Source organism: Shewanella sp. 10B, from assembly GCF_023475885.1.
GTDB classification, from domain to species: domain Bacteria; phylum Pseudomonadota; class Gammaproteobacteria; order Enterobacterales; family Shewanellaceae; genus Shewanella; species Shewanella mangrovisoli.
Genome location: NZ_JAMDJO010000001.1, coordinates 1,435,137 through 1,451,297, shown reverse-complemented (window position 1 = coordinate 1,451,297; position 16,161 = coordinate 1,435,137). Strand labels below are relative to the sequence as shown.

At 48.9% G+C, this 16,161-nt stretch carries 12 protein-coding genes; 8 read left to right on the top strand and 4 right to left on the bottom strand.

The annotated features are described in order from the left end of the window. Positions 1-56 precede the first annotated feature (56 nt). From M0415_RS06155 to M0415_RS06145, 3 genes are all read left to right on the top strand, one after another. Entirely contained in the window at positions 57-1,328 is a 1,272-nt protein-coding gene (locus M0415_RS06155; protein ID WP_249554951.1) for a sugar MFS transporter, read from the top strand. Between the two features lie 152 nt (positions 1,329-1,480). Then, positions 1,481-2,695, top strand: coding sequence for an RsmB/NOP family class I SAM-dependent RNA methyltransferase (locus M0415_RS06150; RefSeq protein ID WP_249554953.1), 1,215 nt, complete (start codon positions 1,481-1,483; stop codon positions 2,693-2,695). 152 nt (positions 2,696-2,847) lie between these two features. Further along, on the top strand, positions 2,848-5,106 hold the full coding sequence (locus tag M0415_RS06145; RefSeq protein WP_249554955.1) for a sensor domain-containing phosphodiesterase: 2,259 nt from the start codon (positions 2,848-2,850) through the stop codon (positions 5,104-5,106). A 66-nt stretch (positions 5,107-5,172) separates the two neighbouring features. Here the strand turns inward: M0415_RS06145 and M0415_RS06140 are convergent, their stop codons facing one another. Together M0415_RS06140 and asnS are read right to left on the bottom strand one after the other, a co-directional pair. Further along, positions 5,173-6,183, bottom strand: coding sequence for a D-alanine--D-alanine ligase (locus M0415_RS06140; protein ID WP_249554957.1), 1,011 nt, complete (start codon positions 6,181-6,183; stop codon positions 5,173-5,175). Positions 6,184-6,446: 263 nt separating this feature from the next. After that, positions 6,447-7,847, bottom strand: a complete 1,401-nt coding sequence (gene asnS / locus M0415_RS06135; RefSeq protein WP_249554959.1) for an asparagine--tRNA ligase — start codon at positions 7,845-7,847, stop codon at positions 6,447-6,449. Between the two features lie 151 nt (positions 7,848-7,998). On the opposite strand from asnS, the gene M0415_RS06130 reads away from it, so the two are divergent. Beyond that, a complete protein-coding gene (locus tag M0415_RS06130; RefSeq protein ID WP_088211276.1) occupies positions 7,999-8,334 on the top strand; it encodes a hypothetical protein in 336 nt (111 codons plus the stop codon). Positions 8,335-8,358: 24 nt separating this feature from the next. Here the strand turns inward: M0415_RS06130 and M0415_RS06125 are convergent, their stop codons facing one another. Both M0415_RS06125 and pabB read right to left on the bottom strand, forming a co-directional pair. Further along, the gene (locus tag M0415_RS06125) at positions 8,359-8,946 is read right to left on the bottom strand and encodes a CoA pyrophosphatase (protein ID WP_089067674.1); all 588 of its coding nucleotides are present in this window, start codon (positions 8,944-8,946) and stop codon (positions 8,359-8,361) included. A gap of 25 nt (positions 8,947-8,971) precedes the next feature. Further along, entirely contained in the window at positions 8,972-10,375 is a 1,404-nt protein-coding gene (pabB, locus tag M0415_RS06120; RefSeq protein ID WP_249554961.1) for an aminodeoxychorismate synthase component I, read from the bottom strand. A gap of 121 nt (positions 10,376-10,496) precedes the next feature. Here pabB and M0415_RS06115 point away from each other — a divergent pair, with 121 nt between their 5' ends. From M0415_RS06115 to M0415_RS06100, 4 genes are all read left to right on the top strand, one after another. After that, positions 10,497-12,041, top strand: coding sequence for a fumarate hydratase (locus M0415_RS06115; protein ID WP_220055792.1), 1,545 nt, complete (start codon positions 10,497-10,499; stop codon positions 12,039-12,041). Positions 12,042-12,315: 274 nt separating this feature from the next. Further along, on the top strand, positions 12,316-14,367 hold the full coding sequence (locus M0415_RS06110) for a dipeptidyl-peptidase 5 (RefSeq protein WP_249554963.1): 2,052 nt from the start codon (positions 12,316-12,318) through the stop codon (positions 14,365-14,367). 137 nt (positions 14,368-14,504) lie between these two features. Then, positions 14,505-14,963: a GNAT family N-acetyltransferase gene (locus M0415_RS06105; RefSeq protein ID WP_249554965.1), complete on the top strand. Its 459-nt coding sequence runs from the start codon at positions 14,505-14,507 to the stop codon at positions 14,961-14,963. Between the two features lie 55 nt (positions 14,964-15,018). Beyond that, on the top strand, positions 15,019-15,954 hold the full coding sequence (locus M0415_RS06100; protein WP_249554967.1) for a M14 family metallopeptidase: 936 nt from the start codon (positions 15,019-15,021) through the stop codon (positions 15,952-15,954). Positions 15,955-16,161: the final 207 nt, after the last annotated feature.

Here is a 16,161-nt window from a genome sequence, read left to right as displayed (position 1 = left end):
AAACGCCTAAGGGACATTCCCTTTAGATAATAAAAACATGATTAGAGAGCACAACTATGGCGTCATCTATAAACACCAGCAGCCACACGAGCAGCGTGAGCGAGGCGGGAAACGGTAATTATCGTTTCGCGTTAGTCTCATTGACCTCACTGTTTTTTATGTGGGGCTTTATTACTTGTCTGAACGATATTCTGATCCCCCATCTTAAGGCGGTGTTTTCACTCAATTACACCCAAGCGATGTTGATCCAGTTTTGCTTCTTTGGGGCTTATTTTCTGGTGTCGATCCCGGCGGGACAGCTGGTAAAACGACTCGGTTATCAAAAAGGCATAGTCACAGGGTTAGTGATTGCGAGTATCGGCTGTGGTTTGTTCTATCCCGCAGCCTCCTTTGCCACCTACGGATTATTCCTCGGCGCACTGTTTGTCTTGGCCTCCGGGATCACTATTTTACAAGTGGCGGCTAACCCCTATGTTAACGCGCTTGGCAGCAGCGAGACCGCATCGAGCCGCTTGAACTTGACACAAGCCTTTAACGCGCTAGGGACCACAGTTGCGCCATTTTTTGGCTCGATTTTGATTTTGTCCGTTGCAGCCACGGCATCCTCTGAATTAGCGCAAGCCAATGCCGAGGCGGAAGTGGTTAAGCTGCCATATTTGCTGTTAGCGACTGCGCTTGCAGTACTGGCGGTGATTTTCGCTAAGCTCGATTTGCCAGTGATCCGTGAACACAGCGAAGCCGCTGCGGGCGAAGTACAAACCCATTTAGGCAAGACTAGCGCGCTGCAAAGCACCCATTTGGTGTTAGGTGCGGTGGGGATTTTTGTTTATGTGGGCGCAGAAGTCTCGATTGGTAGCTTCTTAGTTAACTTCCTTGGCGAAGCACACATCGTCGGCATGCCAGAAGAGCAAGCGGCCCATTACATCGCCTATTACTGGGGCGGCGCTATGGTCGGGCGCTTTATCGGCTCGGCGGTAATGCAAAAAATTCCTGCTGGCACAGTGCTGGCTTTCAATGCCTTGATGGCGGCATTGTTGGTGCTGGTGGCGATCACCAGCAGCGGCACGTTGGCGATGTGGGCGATTTTGGGCGTGGGATTATTTAACTCCATTATGTTCCCCACTATTTTCAGCTTAGCGCTGCGTGACCTCGGTCCGCACACGTCGCAGGGTAGCGGTATTCTCTGTTTAGCCATTGTGGGTGGTGCGATTGTGCCATTGTTACAAGGCGTATTAGCCGATAACTTAGGCATTCAATTGGCCTTTATTCTGCCAGTGGTGTGCTACGGTTTTATCCTGTTCTATGGAGCGAAAGGCTCTAAGATGTAACGGCATTGGCCATTTCGATAAAAGCGATCCCCATGGATCGCTTTTTTATTGGACTTTTTTGCCTCTAAAAGGCAACTGGGCATCTGTTTACTTGCGTATTAGTGCCTGACCTCCTATGATCCCCCGGTTTTATTACTCACGGTGACCTGTAAATGTTGAATTCTCCGCTTTCTGCCAGCTCGAATGAATTAGTGATCAGTATCTTAGCTATGGTACTGAGCGAAGGAAAACCCTTAGACCGGGCCTATTCTCAGCATTTTTCGGGGTTAAAGTTAGTACCCGCCGAACAGGCGCGTATTGCCACTGTGACGGGCGATATTCTGCGTCGGTTAAATCTATATTGTTTCTTAGCCGAAATTAAGCCAGAAGAAATGGAGCGCTTAGGCTCTAAACTGCTTAATGTCTGGCATTTATTCCACAAGCTAGAACTGCCTAAAATGCAGTATTCCTTGCCTGTAGATGCCGAGCGTTTAGCCGAGCGTATCGAGCAGGCGCAGCGCCACCCCGTACTTTGGGACGGTTGCCCTGAATGGCTAGATGCTATGGGTCAAGCCCAACTTGGTGCATCTTGGGAAAAAGAGCGCGCCGCCTTAAGCACTCCGCCTAAACGTTTCCTGCGGGTCAATGGTCTTAAAGTGAGTCGTGATGAGCTAGCGCAAAAACTGGCGGCCGAGTTTGTCACCACCCAAGCGGTGGAGGGCGTTGATTCAGCCCTTGAAGTGACCTCTGATTCTGCGCTGTTTCGCACGAACTGCTTTAAAGACGGTCTATTTGAGCAGCAAGATGCGGGCTCACAACGTGTGGCCGCCGCGCTCGATGCCAAACCGGGAATGCGAGTGATTGATGCCTGCGCGGGAGCGGGGGGCAAGACCCTACATATCGCCGCTCAGATGCAGGGCAAAGGCCGTTTATTGGCGATGGATGTGGAGCAATGGAAACTCGACAACCTCAAGGAACGCGCCCGCCGTAATGGTGCCCACAATATCGAAACCCGATTAATTGTCGGCTCAAAAACCATCAAACGCTTAAAACTTAGTGCCGATCGTGTGCTGCTCGATGTACCTTGCTCTGGCCTTGGGGTTTTAAAGCGCAATCCCGATGCCAAATGGCGTGATACCGCCGAGCGTTTGCCAGTACTGATGGAGCTGCAAAAACATATCTTAAGCAGCTATAGCCGCATGGTGAAGGTTGGTGGCATTGTGGTATACGCGACCTGCTCAATTTTCCCCTGTGAAAACCGTGGTCAAGTGGATGCTTTCTTAGCGGAAAACCCCAATTTCCGTTTACTCGGAGATGAAACCATCAGTCCAGCCGAAACGGGTTTCGATGGGTTTTATTTAGCAAAACTTGAGCGAATTCAAGAATAAACCCGCGTCTTATCTCGCCACTAAAGCACGTTTTCATCCATCATTGAAAAGTTGCTTTAGTGCGACTAAATACCTAAAATTCACCCCTGATTTACAAAGATTGTTCATCTTAGTAAGGTCGTTAACTTAAGCGCTAATTGACTAAGGGATGTATGGACGAAGGAATTGCGGTTACGGGCAGTATCGGCGAGATTAATGCTCAATTTAATCAAAGCGTTAGCTTAGAATGCTATAACGGCATCTTGTCTATGCTGCTCAATGGGGCACCATTAGCAGAAATCCTCCATGCTTTAGTCTTAAAAATTGAAGATCAGCGTTTAGGCACGCATGCCTCCGTATTGCTACTCAGCGAAGACGGCAAAAAGCTGCTCACGGGCGCCGCGCCGCATTTACCCGACAGTTATAACCACGCCATCCATGGGGTCGAAATTGGTCCTGGGGTTGGCTCCTGCGGTACCGCGGCGTTTACTGGTCAACGGGTGATTGTCGATGACATTGAACATCATCCCTATTGGGCACTGTATAAAGAGTTTGCATTAGCCCACGGGCTAAGGGCTTGTTGGTCTGAACCAATCAAAGATACTCAAGGCAAGGTCCTAGGTAGTTTTGCCATGTATTATGAGGAGGTTAAATCGCCGACTGCCGCGGATTTAACCTTGATAGCCGAGGCGGCGAGGCTGGCGAGTTTAGCGGTAGAGCGCAGTCGGTCACTCGAGTTTCAGCGCCTTGCGGTGAAAATATTTGATCGTTTACCTCTGTCGTTAGTCATCACGAATGCCAGCCATTCCGTGCTCTATGCAAACGATGCGTTTACCCAGATTGTTTATCCTGAAACCACTGATATTCATGATTTTTGCCCCGAACACTTTTTCTCTCCCTCTGAGCCCCACGAAATCGATTCCCTGTTTCAACATCTGTCTGAAGGTAAAATGTGGCAGGGCGAGTTGATTGGTCTGCGTAATAACGGTGAAACCTTTTACCTCGATTTAACCGTGACCGTGTTTCGCGAGCCCCATAGTAACGAGAATAGTTTTGCTTGGTTATTTTCCGATATCAGTGAGCGTAAAAAGGCAGCGCAGTTAATTAAGTATCAAGCCAACAATGATCCCCTCACTGGCTTGGCAAACCGTAATGCTTTGTTTAGACAAATCCAAGAGTTGATCTCCGCCGACAGCTTAACCCCAGGTTTTAGCTTTATGCTGATGGATTTAGATAACTTTAAACAAGTGAACGATACCTACGGCCACGATAAAGGGGATGCGCTGCTGGTGCAGGTCGTGGAGCAGATTAAGACCTGCTTGAACGAGCAAGCGGTATTTGCCCGCTTAGGGGGCGATGAGTTTGCGCTGCTGCTCCCTGGGATTGTGACACAAAGAGAATTGTCACAGCTTGCTGATAAGATTAATAAACGTGTGTATCAACGTTATGAATTGTCCCATGACAAGGGCGTATATAGCTCTGTGAGTATTGGGATCGCGCGCTTTCCCGAGGATGCGTTGGATCTGGAGCAGCTGTTAAACTGCGCCGATCAGGCCATGTATATCTCCAAGGCGGATGGCCGTAACCGTTACCATTTTTTCACCGAGCAAATGCAGCAAAATGCCGAGCGCATTGCGAATTTGCATACACTGCTGAAACAAGCCTTAGAACAAGAAGCCTTCGAGCTGTATTTTCAGCCGATTGTGTATGCGACAACAGGGCTTGTTCAGCGCGCCGAAGTGCTACTGCGTTGGCAGCACGAGGGGCAGTTTATTTCCCCCGATGAGTTTATTCCCATCGCAGAGAACAGCGGTTTAATCGTTAACATTGGTCGCTATGTACGCAAAGCCGTGATGCAAACCATCATCGACATGCAAGCTCTAGGCTGGCCAATCAATTTAGCGGTGAACGTGTCGACCTTTGAGTTTTGGTCCCATGAGTTGCAGGATGCGTTTTGCGACTCATTTGCCGATATTATCGAAGAGCTGGGGTTAATTGAGTTTCCCTACGAGCTTATCACCTTAGAAATCACCGAATCGCTGTTGATGAAACAGCATGTGCATTTAATCCAAGTGCTGAACGAGTTACGCGGCCGAGGCATTAAAATCTCCCTCGATGACTTTGGTACCGGTTATTCTTCCTTATCCTATTTGGCGAATTTTCCTATCGATCAAATCAAAATCGATAAGAGTTTTATCGATAGGTTAGATGAAGGGGAGCGCCATCTCGCATTGATAGAGGCGATTGTGCGCTTAAGTCATGCGCTGAATTTGAGTGTGACGGCAGAAGGGGTCGAAACCCAGGCGCAGCTTAAGGTGATGATGGAAAACCATATTCAAGAAATTCAAGGCTATATCTTTTATAAGCCCATGCCCAAGGCGGCATTTTTTGAGTTACTTGCCGAGCAGGCTGCGGCCCATCACCATTCATGATGAGTTCAAACAAACCTCAAAAAAGAAGCGCGCCATATAGGCGCGCTTTTCAGTTTACTTAGCTTATCACTTAGCCGCTAACTGGCCGTTAATCACTAAACTTAAGTATTCGGTAAAATCATGCCCATGGTTTTGCAACATCTTAGGGAACATCGAAATCGGCGTCGAACCCGGGAAGGTATTGATTTCGTTGAGCAGAATTTCATTATCTTGGGTTAAGAAAAAGTCGATGCGTGACAGATGGCGCAGCTTCATGCCCTTAAAGGCTTTAATCGCATAGGCGCGGATCTGCTCACTGATGTCTGTTGGCACATTTTGCGCGACCACATCGGTGCGTGCCTTACTGCTCTTGGCGTATTTCTCATCGAAGGTGTAGAAGGTATTGCTATCACAGATGATTTCGCCCGGCAGCGTCGCAACCACTTCGCCTTGGTATTCGTATACCGCGACTTCCAGCTCACGGGCCTTAATGGTCTTCTCAACAATCACATAGGGCGCGTAGCCAAAGGCATCTTTTAACACGTCAGCCACTTTGCTGCTGTCATCGACTTTATAGCAACCGACCGATGAGCCTTGGGATGCGGCTTTAACGAAAATCGAACCCCAGTTTTCGAGCGCCGCTTGGGTTTGGGCAATCGCTTCATCATCGTATTGATTTAAGAAGATATAAGGTGTGTTAGGAATGCCTAAGGCGCTAAACCACATCTTAGCGGTGATCTTGTTAAAGCAGTTGCTGCTGGCTTCGGATTCGCAACCAAAGTAGGGCAGTTGGATAAGATTAAAGTAAGACTGAATATCGCCTGTCTCGCCCGGATAGCCGTGAATACAAGGAATGACATAATCCACAGGCCAAGGCGACTTAGTTTCATCACGGAAGCGAATTTCGCGGTTATTGGTCAGCTCACAGTCATCGCCTGTGGCGGTTTGGTATTGGCCGAACTTGTCCAGTACCACGCGCAGTACATTAAACTGCTCGGATTTTGCTAATGAGGTTTCAAAATAATTAGCCGACAGTAGGGAAATATCGTGTTCCGCACTTCCACCGCCGCACAGCAAAAGTAAATTGATTTTTGACATTATGATTCCTCGATTGAGCAAAATGCTGTTGAGTTGCCTTTTGCAACTCGCTTACTAACGACAACGTCGTCACTTCCTGCAACAGGGCGGTTATCTGCGCTAAGCACATAAGTTAGCCGCAGCCATCTTAGATTTCTTGCCCCCTAAAGTGCAAGGACTCAGGCGAAGGAGTTTGACCGAGTGATGAATTTTAACGCATTTTTACGGGGTAATAAAAAACGCGCCGAGGCGCGTTTTAAAGGATTTGTCTGTTAACGGACAAATTAGAAGTTTGCGGTGCGTGGCGCGCGTGGGAATGGGATCACGTCACGGATGTTAGATACGCCCGTTACGTAAGACACTAAACGCTCGAAGCCCAGACCGAAACCTGAGTGTGGCACTGTGCCGTAACGACGCAGATCGCGGTACCACCAGTAATCTTCTTTGTTCAGATCCATTTCTTCTAAACGCATATCCAGCACGTCTAAACGCTCTTCACGTTGTGAACCACCGATGATTTCACCAATACCTGGGGCTAACACGTCCATCGCGGCAACGGTTTTACCGTCTTCGTTAAGGCGCATGTAGAAGGCTTTGATATCTTTTGGATAGTTCTTCACAACCACTGGGGCTTTGAAGTGCTCTTCCGCGAGGTAACGCTCGTGCTCAGAGGATAAGTCGATACCCCAAGACACTGGGAATTCGAACTCACGACCGCATTTTTGCAGGATCTCAACCGCATCGGTGTAATCCACTTGGGCGAAATCGCTCGATACGAAAGATTGCAGACGCTCAATCACGGTTTTATCCACGTGCTGGGCGAAGAACTCTAGATCGTCCATACGCTCGGCTAATACGGCGTTGAAGGCGTATTTCAGCATGCCTTCGGCCAGACTGGCGATATCGCTTAAGGTGGCGAAGGCGACTTCTGGCTCAACCATCCAGAATTCCGCTAAGTGGCGGCTGGTGTTTGAGTTTTCAGCGCGGAACGTCGGGCCAAAGGTGTAGATTTTTGACAGGGCGCATGCGTAGGTTTCGCCGTTCAGCTGACCTGATACGGTTAAGAACGCCTCTTTACCGAAGAAGTCTTTGTCATAGTCCACTTTGCCATCGTCGGTGCGTGGCAGGTTTTCCATATCCAGTGTGGATACTCGGAACATTTCACCCGCGCCTTCACAGTCTGATGCGGTGATCAGCGGTGTAGACACCCACACGAAACCGTTTTCGTGGTAGAAACGGTGAATAGCTTGAGACAAACAGTTACGTACGCGGGCAACGGCACCAATGATGTTGGTACGTGGACGTAAGTGAGCCAATTCGCGTAAATGCTCGATAGAGTGACGCTTAGCCGCCATTGGGTAAGTGTCTGGATCTTCAACCCAGCCAGTGACTTCAACGTGAGTAACTTGCAGCTCATAGGCTTGGCCAGCGCCAGGAGATTCCACAATCTCACCGGTTACGATCACAGAGCAGCCAGCTGTCAGCTTTAACACTTCGTTGTCGTAATTTTCTAAGCTATTTGGCACAACACCTTGAATAGGATTAAAGCAGGAGCCGTCATAGACAGCCAAAAAAGAGATGCCAGCTTTAGAGTCACGACGGGTTCTGACCCAGCCACGGACTGTGACTGTCGAACCAACTGCGTGCTCACCTTTAAATACAGAAGCGACCGATGCAATGCTCATTGTTGCTTAGTTCTCCAACGAAACGTTTTATATGAAAATTTTTGGAGGTTTATATTACCTTGCTGGTGGCTTTTCTCAAGCTGAAAAAGGTATCCTGAGGTTAATATTACTAATATTGAGTGATAGGGTGCCTTAAAACTTGGGAGGCGGTATGCGGAAAGTCAAAATATTTCAGATGATCCTCGCCACATTATCCATTCTGGGCTGGACCTTGGCGGTGTACGCGCTGATGGTGTTTGGCGAGGCTCGTCCCGAACGAGAGGTCGGATCCTACTTGAGTCGCGGTGAAACCTTCAGACATTATTGGGATCCAAGCGAAACCGAATTACTGCAATATATCATCTGGGGCTGCGGTGCGATAAGCCTGATAAGTCTGGCGTTTAATTACTATGTCGCTCACCACAGCAAACTCGGTTATTGGTTTAATATTCCCTTGCTGCTGCTCACCTCGCTGGCGGCGGGCCTATACGTGCATTTTGTGATTTGAATTATCCAAAAGGGGAATGCAGGTTTACAGCATCTCCTCGGGCAGACTCAAATGGCGGCAGAGGTGATCGATAATCGCTGCTGTCGCGCCCCAGATAAAACGTTGCTGGTACGGAATAAAATGCACGCTGTAATAACGCCCTTGGCGTAAAAACTGTTTGCGGTGGCGATTTTGCGGCTCGATAAAAAAGCTTAAAGGCACGGTAAAACAGTCGGCGACTTCGCCGGGATCGAGCCTTAAGGCAAAATCCTGCTTAATCATGCCTACGACTGGAGTGATTTCAAAACCAGTAAAAGTATTGTGTGCGGGGAAGGTACCAATCACCTCGACATTTTCCCGGCAAAGGCCAATTTCTTCTTCCGCTTCCCTAAGTGCGGCCGTAATGGCGCTGCTGTCACTGGGTTCAATCTTGCCGCCAGGAAAGCTAATTTGCCCAGGGTGCGCCCTAAGGTGCATAGGTCTTTGGGTTAAAATCAGATTGAGCTCGCCTTGGATTTCCTGCAAGGGAATGAGTACCGCGGCTTTACGCAACCCAAGGTGAGGGATAGCCGCCGGATCCTGCGTGGCTAAAGGATGCAGATTAAATCTGAGTCTAAATTCCGCTTGATCCATAGGCTTCCTATTCGTTTCCTGACGTTTATTGCGGGCTATCGAGTAAGGGTAAGATGCGGCTTATCTTATCGAAGCTTTCTTGGTACTCGGCATCGACATTCGAGTCGGCGACTATGCCGCCGCCCGCCCAGCAATAGAGTTTACCTTGCTCAGCCACGATAGTGCGGATGGTGATACTGGTATCCATTTGCCCATCTTGGCTGATATACCCCATGGATCCACAATACAGACTGCGGCGTGAGGGTTCCAGCTCTTCAATAATTTCCATTGCGCGGATTTTAGGCGCCCCGGTAATCGAACCGCCGGGAAAGGCTGCCCGCAACAAGTCACAGGCGTGGTATTGTGGGTCGAGTTTGGCAGTAACGGTACTGACTAAATGGTGCACCGCAGGAAAGCTTTCGACAGTAAACAAATGTGGCACTTGCACTGTGCCGGGTGCGGCAACTTTACCTATGTCATTACGCAGCAAATCCACAATCATCACGTTTTCGGCGCGATCCTTGGGTGAATGGGCAAGGGCTTGCGCCGCTTGCTTATCTAGCGCTGGGTCGGTATGGCGCGGCAGAGTGCCTTTAATCGGTTTGGTTTGAATGTCGTCACCGCGTAGCTGAATAAAACGCTCGGGCGAAATCGATAAAATCGCGTTGGCATCAAGCCGCATAAAGGCGGAGAAGGGCGCCTGATTGGCACTTCGTAGTTTGCAGTAGGCGCGCCATTCATCGCCTTGATACTCAGCTTCAAAGCGCTGGGTTAAATTAATTTGATAGCAATCGCCGCTATGCAGATACGCCTGTACTTGATTAAATTTTGAGGTGTACTGGGCTTTGGTGAGCTGCGCCGACCAAGGGCTGGTGAGGCAGAATTCGGCCTGTTTGATGGTATCGGCTATTTTTGCTTCAATAATTTTCAATTGAGCGTTGAGCGCGGCATCCCCTAAATAGTGCACCATAAACCAGCTTTGCTGCTGATAATCGAAAATCAATGCCCAGTCGTAAAAGCCAATATTCATCTCACCGAGGTGAATATCCTGCGCCGCAGTGCTGGGGAGCTGTTCAATTCGGCGACCTAAGTCATAACTAAAGTTGCCCATGGCGCCGCCACTAAAAGGCAAATTGCAGGCAAAAGAGTGTGGATACCAATAGCGCAGCAGCTGTTTGACCAGCGTAAAAGGGTCATCCTGGGGGCTGAGGTGAGTCGGTTTGGCTAATTCAGGCAGATGAACTCGAATGTCAGTCAGCTGGCCTTGGGTGATGAGGGTGGCGATGGGACCTGCGCAAATCATATCGAATTTAGCGTCCTGATGGGGCGCATTGGCCGAGTCGAGCAATATGGCCCAAGGTTCTGCCGCAAAGTGTTCGAAGATTGCTGCTGTGCTGAAAGTCCAGTCAAGTTGGCGTACTGCCAGCGGTAATGCCGCCCTATTTGCCATCAATTAACCCTATCTAAAAATGTGATGTAGCCCAAAAAGATGGGAAAGAGTATCATATTGGCCCAGAAAGAATTACACAAAAAACAAGTAAGGCCCTAAAGGCTGCTGGAGCGCACCTACTATGTCATCTCACCATGAAACGTCTGAAAATGTAGTGATTAAACAAGCCGACTTTATTGAAAGTGTGGCCGATGCCCTGCAATACATCTCCTATTACCACCCAAAAGATTTTGTTGATGCCATGAGCGAAGCTTATGAACGTGAACAAAGTGCGGCTGCAAAGGATGCGATTGCGCAAATTTTGATTAACTCGCGTATGTCTGCCGAAGGTAAACGCCCACTGTGTCAAGACACGGGTATTGTGACCACCTTCGTTAAGATTGGTATGGGGGTTAAGTGGGACAAAACCGATATGACCGTGCAGCAAATGGTCGATGAAGGTGTGCGTCGTGCTTATACCAACCCAGATAACCCACTGCGGGCATCGATTGTGGCTGATCCTGCAGGTAGCCGTAAAAACACCAAAGACAACACCCCATCCGTGGTGCATATCGATATGGTGCCAGGCAACCATGTGGAAGTGGCTATTGCTGCCAAGGGCGGCGGCAGTGAAAACAAAGCCAAGATGGTAATGTTAAACCCATCTGACGATATCGCTGCTTGGGTTGAAAAAACGCTGCCAACGATGGGCGCTGGCTGGTGTCCTCCAGGTATGCTCGGTATCGGTATTGGCGGCACCGCTGAAAAAGCGGCCGTGCTGGCGAAAGAAGCGCTGATGGAAAGCGTAGATATCCATGAGTTAATGGCGCGCGGCGCAGAAACTAGCGAAGAAAAACTGCGTTTAGACATTTTTGAGCGTGCTAACAACTTAGGTATTGGTGCGCAGGGCCTTGGCGGTTTAACCACAGTGTTAGACGTGAAAATCAAATCTGCGCCAACCCACGCAGCATCAAAACCTGTAGTCATGATCCCGAACTGCGCGGCAACTCGCCACGTTCACTTCCATTTAGATGGCACAGGTCCTGCGGATTTAGCGCCGCCGTCACTGAGCGACTGGCCAGAAATCACCCGCGAAGTGGGTAGCGATGTGCGCCGTGTTAACTTAGATACAGTCACACAAGCGGATATCGAGCAGTGGAAGAGCGGTGAAACCATTCTGTTAAGCGGTAAAATGCTGACCGGCCGTGATGCTGCCCATAAGCGTATCCAAAGCCTGATTGAAAGCGGCGAAGGTTTACCAGAAGGCGTGGACTTTACTGGCAAGTTTATCTACTACGTTGGCCCAGTTGACCCAGTCGGTAACGAAGTTGTAGGTCCCGCTGGCCCAACCACCGCGACCCGTATGGACAAGTTCACTGACCTGATGCTGGATAAAACTGGCCTGATGGGCATGATCGGTAAGGCTGAGCGTGGTCCAGCAACTGTTGAGTCTATCAAGAAGCACAAAGCTGTGTACCTGATGGCCGTTGGCGGCGCGGCTTACTTAGTGTCGAAAGCCATTAAGAAATCACGCGTAGTAGCTTTTGCCGACTTAGGTATGGAAGCGATTTACGAGTTTGACGTTGAAGATATGCCAGTGACTGTGGCGGTTGACTCAAACGGCGTAAACGCCCATGAAACCGGCCCTGCGATTTGGAAAGTAAATATCGCTAACGCCAAAGCCTAAGCAAATGGCCTAAGCGAATGTCCTTCTTGCAAAAATGTCGCTTTTTTAAGCGGGATTTGAGCGAGAAAGGGCGGCGAGTGGCACTCAATGACGCCATTCGATGCTGACTGACAATTTGTCACAAAAAAATACGCTCAAGTACGCCTTTTGGCTTGCTTGAGCGTTTTTGTTTCGTTAGTGTGGCAAACTTATCTTCACAAAGACGATTGATGATCGTTTTGACCGTTCATTCGGTACAACTACCGAATGTGTTTAACAAAAGATGGATATAACAATGAAAATAGCTCCTCTCCTATTGGCGCTTGGCGCGGCAGGTTTGGCCTGTTCAGCCCACGCGGCCGATCCTAAGCCTTTTACTGTGCAACAGCTGGTTAAACTCAACAAATTGCATTCGGCCACGGTGTCCCACGACGGCACAAAATTGGTCTACGGCCTGAAAACCGTTAATGACAAGGGAGAGGCGAGCTCGGATTTATATATTCTCGATCTGACGCAAGCGGACGCTAAACCGCTGCAGATCACCTCGGCTGCGGGTACTGAGCACGATGTCAGCTTCGCAAACGATGACAAATCAATTTATTTCCTTGCCAGCCGCAGTGGTTCAAGCCAACTGTTCCAACTGTCATTAACGGGCGGCGAAGCGCAGCAAGTTTCAGACCTGCCATTGGATATCGATAATTACAAACTCTCTAACGATGGCAAGCAAATCGTGCTTAGCATGCGCGTCTTCCCAGAGTGTAAAGACTTAGCTTGCTCAAAAGACAAATTTAAGGCCGAAGAAGAGCGTAAATCGACGGGCCGTGAATACAAGCAGTTGATGGTGCGTCACTGGGATACCTGGGAAGACCATGCCCGTAACCATTTATTCGTGGGTGCCCTTAACGGCGAGAAGCTGACCAAAGTGGTGGACATCACCCAAGGTTTAGATACCGAAACCCCACCTAAGCCATTCTCAGGCATGGAAGAAGTGACTTTCACTCCTGACGGTAAATATGTGGTGTACAGCGCCAAAGCGCCAAGTAAAGATCAAGGTTGGACCACAAACTACGATCTGTGGCAGGTGAGTGTAAACGGTGGCAAAGCCACTAACTTAACCGCCGATAACATTGCTTGGGACGCCCAGCCAACATTCTCAAGTGATGGTCGCTACATGGCGTATCTTGCGATGACTAAACCGGGCTTTGAGGCCGATCGTTACCGCATTATGCTGCGTGATACTAGCACTGGACAGTCGAAGGAAGTGGCACCGCTGTGGGACAGAAGCCCAAGCTCGCTGATGTTTGCACCGGACAACCGTACTTTATATGTGACGGCGCAGGACATTGGCCAAGTGTCTATTTTCAAAGTGAATACTCAGTTTGGTGATGTGCAGTCTGTTTATAGCGACGGCAGCAATAGCCTGATTGCGATCGCCGACGATCAAGTGATCTTCGACAGCAAAACCTTAGTTGAGCCGGGCGATCTGTACCGCATCAACACCGATGGCCAAGGCCTGAAACGTCTGACTGAAGTCAACAAAGACAAACTGGCCGAAATCAAATTCGGTGAATTCCAACAATTTAGCTTTAAGGGTTGGAATAACGAAGATGTTTACGGTTACTGGATCAAACCTGCTAACTACCAAGAAGGCAAAAAGTATCCGATTGCATACCTAGTCCACGGTGGTCCACAGGGGTCATTTGGTAACGCTTTCAGTGGTCGTTGGAACGCCCAGTTATGGGCAGGCGCGGGTTATGGCGTTGTGATGGTGGACTTCCACGGTTCAACTGGTTACGGCCAAGCCTTTACCGATTCTATCAGCCAAGATTGGGGCGGTAAGCCATTAGAAGACTTACAAAAAGGTCTGGCAGCGGTGAGCCAACAACAAAAATGGCTCGATCCACAAAATGCCTGTGCCTTGGGTGGCTCTTACGGCGGCTACATGATGAACTGGATCCAAGGTAACTGGAACGATGGCTTTAAGTGCCTCGTTAACCACGCGGGTCTGTTCGACATGCGCTCCATGTACTATGTGACCGAAGAAGTGTGGTTCCCAGAGCATGAGTTTGGCGGCACTTACTCAGATAACAAAGCCTTATATGAGAAGTTTAACCCAGTAAACTATGTGGAAAACTGGAAGACGCCAATGCTGGTTATCCATGGCGAGAAGGACTTCCGCGTGCCTTATGGCCAAGGTTTAGCCTCATTCAGCTATATGCAGCGTAAGGGTATTCCATCAGAGCTATTAATTTTCCCTGATGAAAACCACTGGATCTTAAAGCCAGAAAACCTAGAACAATGGTACGCGAACGTGTTCCGTTGGATGGATAGCTGGACGAAAAAGTAATCGAGGATGATGGACTTAAATCCACTGGGTATTAAGTCCCGTTAACTTGTAGCCAAAGCCAGAACCCTGTTCTGGCTTTTTAATACTAGGATTGTTAATCATAGCCAGTTACACACTGGAGTTATCAAGGAATGAATATGCTGATCAGAGCGGCGACTACAACAGATATTGAGGCGATAAGCGCATTAATCACGCAGCTTACACACGTTTATATCGCTCCCACGTGTACAGATGTGGGCGCTGAAACCTTAGTCAAAGCCATGTCGGTTGAGTCGGTGGCTCAATATTTTGCCTTAGGTTACCAATATCATGTTGCAGAGAATGAGGCTGGCGAACTCGTCGGTGTGGTGGGGATGAAGGATAACAGTCATCTTTATCATCTGTTTGTGGCGGATATTGCCAAGGGACAAGGCCTGTCGCGTCAATTGTGGGAGCTTGCTAAAGCTGAGTGTCTAGCGAAGGGGAATCTCGGCACTTTTACCGTCAATTCTGCGGTGAATGCGCTGCCAGTCTATCAGCGCTTTGGCTTTATTGCGCAAAGTGATATTCGTGAGCGCGGTGGGATCCGCGATATTCCAATGCAACTCATGCTTTGATCTATAACGATCTTTAACCTTAAGACCAAAACATAAAATCAGAAGAAGAGAACCAATGGCGAATGTGAGTTTTTACCCAATCGGGACAGTCGGTGAAAAATGGGGCGATGCCGAAAAGGCGGCATGGTTTGCTAGCACGCTAATTAAGCGTTCTTACCAAGAGGATGTTGTCACGCCACTAAAAGCGATGGAGTCACAACTGGCCGAATTAGGGCTGAGCGTGGTGCAATATGGCGCCTTATCAATTGATTCTGCGCGTTATCCCTTGTTTGCGGTCAAGTCTGCAAGCTTCGATCCGAATAAGAAAACCGTCTTAGTTACAGGTGGCGTACACGGCTATGAAACCAGCGGCGTGCATGGCGCCTTGGCCTTTTTGGCTAACAACGCGGCTCATTATGCGAAGCGGGTAAACCTAGTGGTGGCAGTATGTGTAAGCCCTTGGGGATATGAGACCATTAATCGCTGGAACCCAAAAGCTATCGATCCAAACCGCTCGTTTTATGCCAATAGTCCCGCTGAAGAGTCGGCAGCACTGATGGCACTGGTAGCAAGCGTTCCACAAGGTTTTGATGTGCATGTGGATTTACATGAAACCACTGACTCGGATGAGGATGAATTTCGCCCAGCCTTGGCCGCGCGTGATGGCAAAGACTTTATCCCCGGCACCATTCCAGATGGTTTTTATGCCGTAGGCGATACCGAAAATCCGCAGGATGCCTTCCAAAAGGCGATTATCGACGGGGTGAGCAAAGTGACTCACATCGCACCCGCCGATGACAAGGGCGAGATTATCGGCTCGACTGTGGTGCAACACGGAGTGATCAACTACCCATTAAAAGCGCTAGGTTTATGCAGCAGTGTGACGGGTTGTATTTATAACACCACCACCGAAGTGTATCCCGACAGCCCATCGGCCACGCCCGCAGAGTGCAATTTAGCCCAAGTCGCGGCAATCACTAGTGCCATCGACTATGTATTAGCGTTGAACTAATTGAGTTTGTTTGAAACTAAGTCTGAACAGCCGTAATGCTTTTCAAGACGTTATCAATTGATTTTAATTAAGTTTAATCAATAAAAAGGCACTCGTTTGAGGGCTTTTTTATTGCCAACTCCCTTTCATATTTATGTAATAGCATAGGTTTTTACTGATTAATTCTGCTGTTTTGGGCAAAATTTAAGTCACTCCAATTCTTGCAAT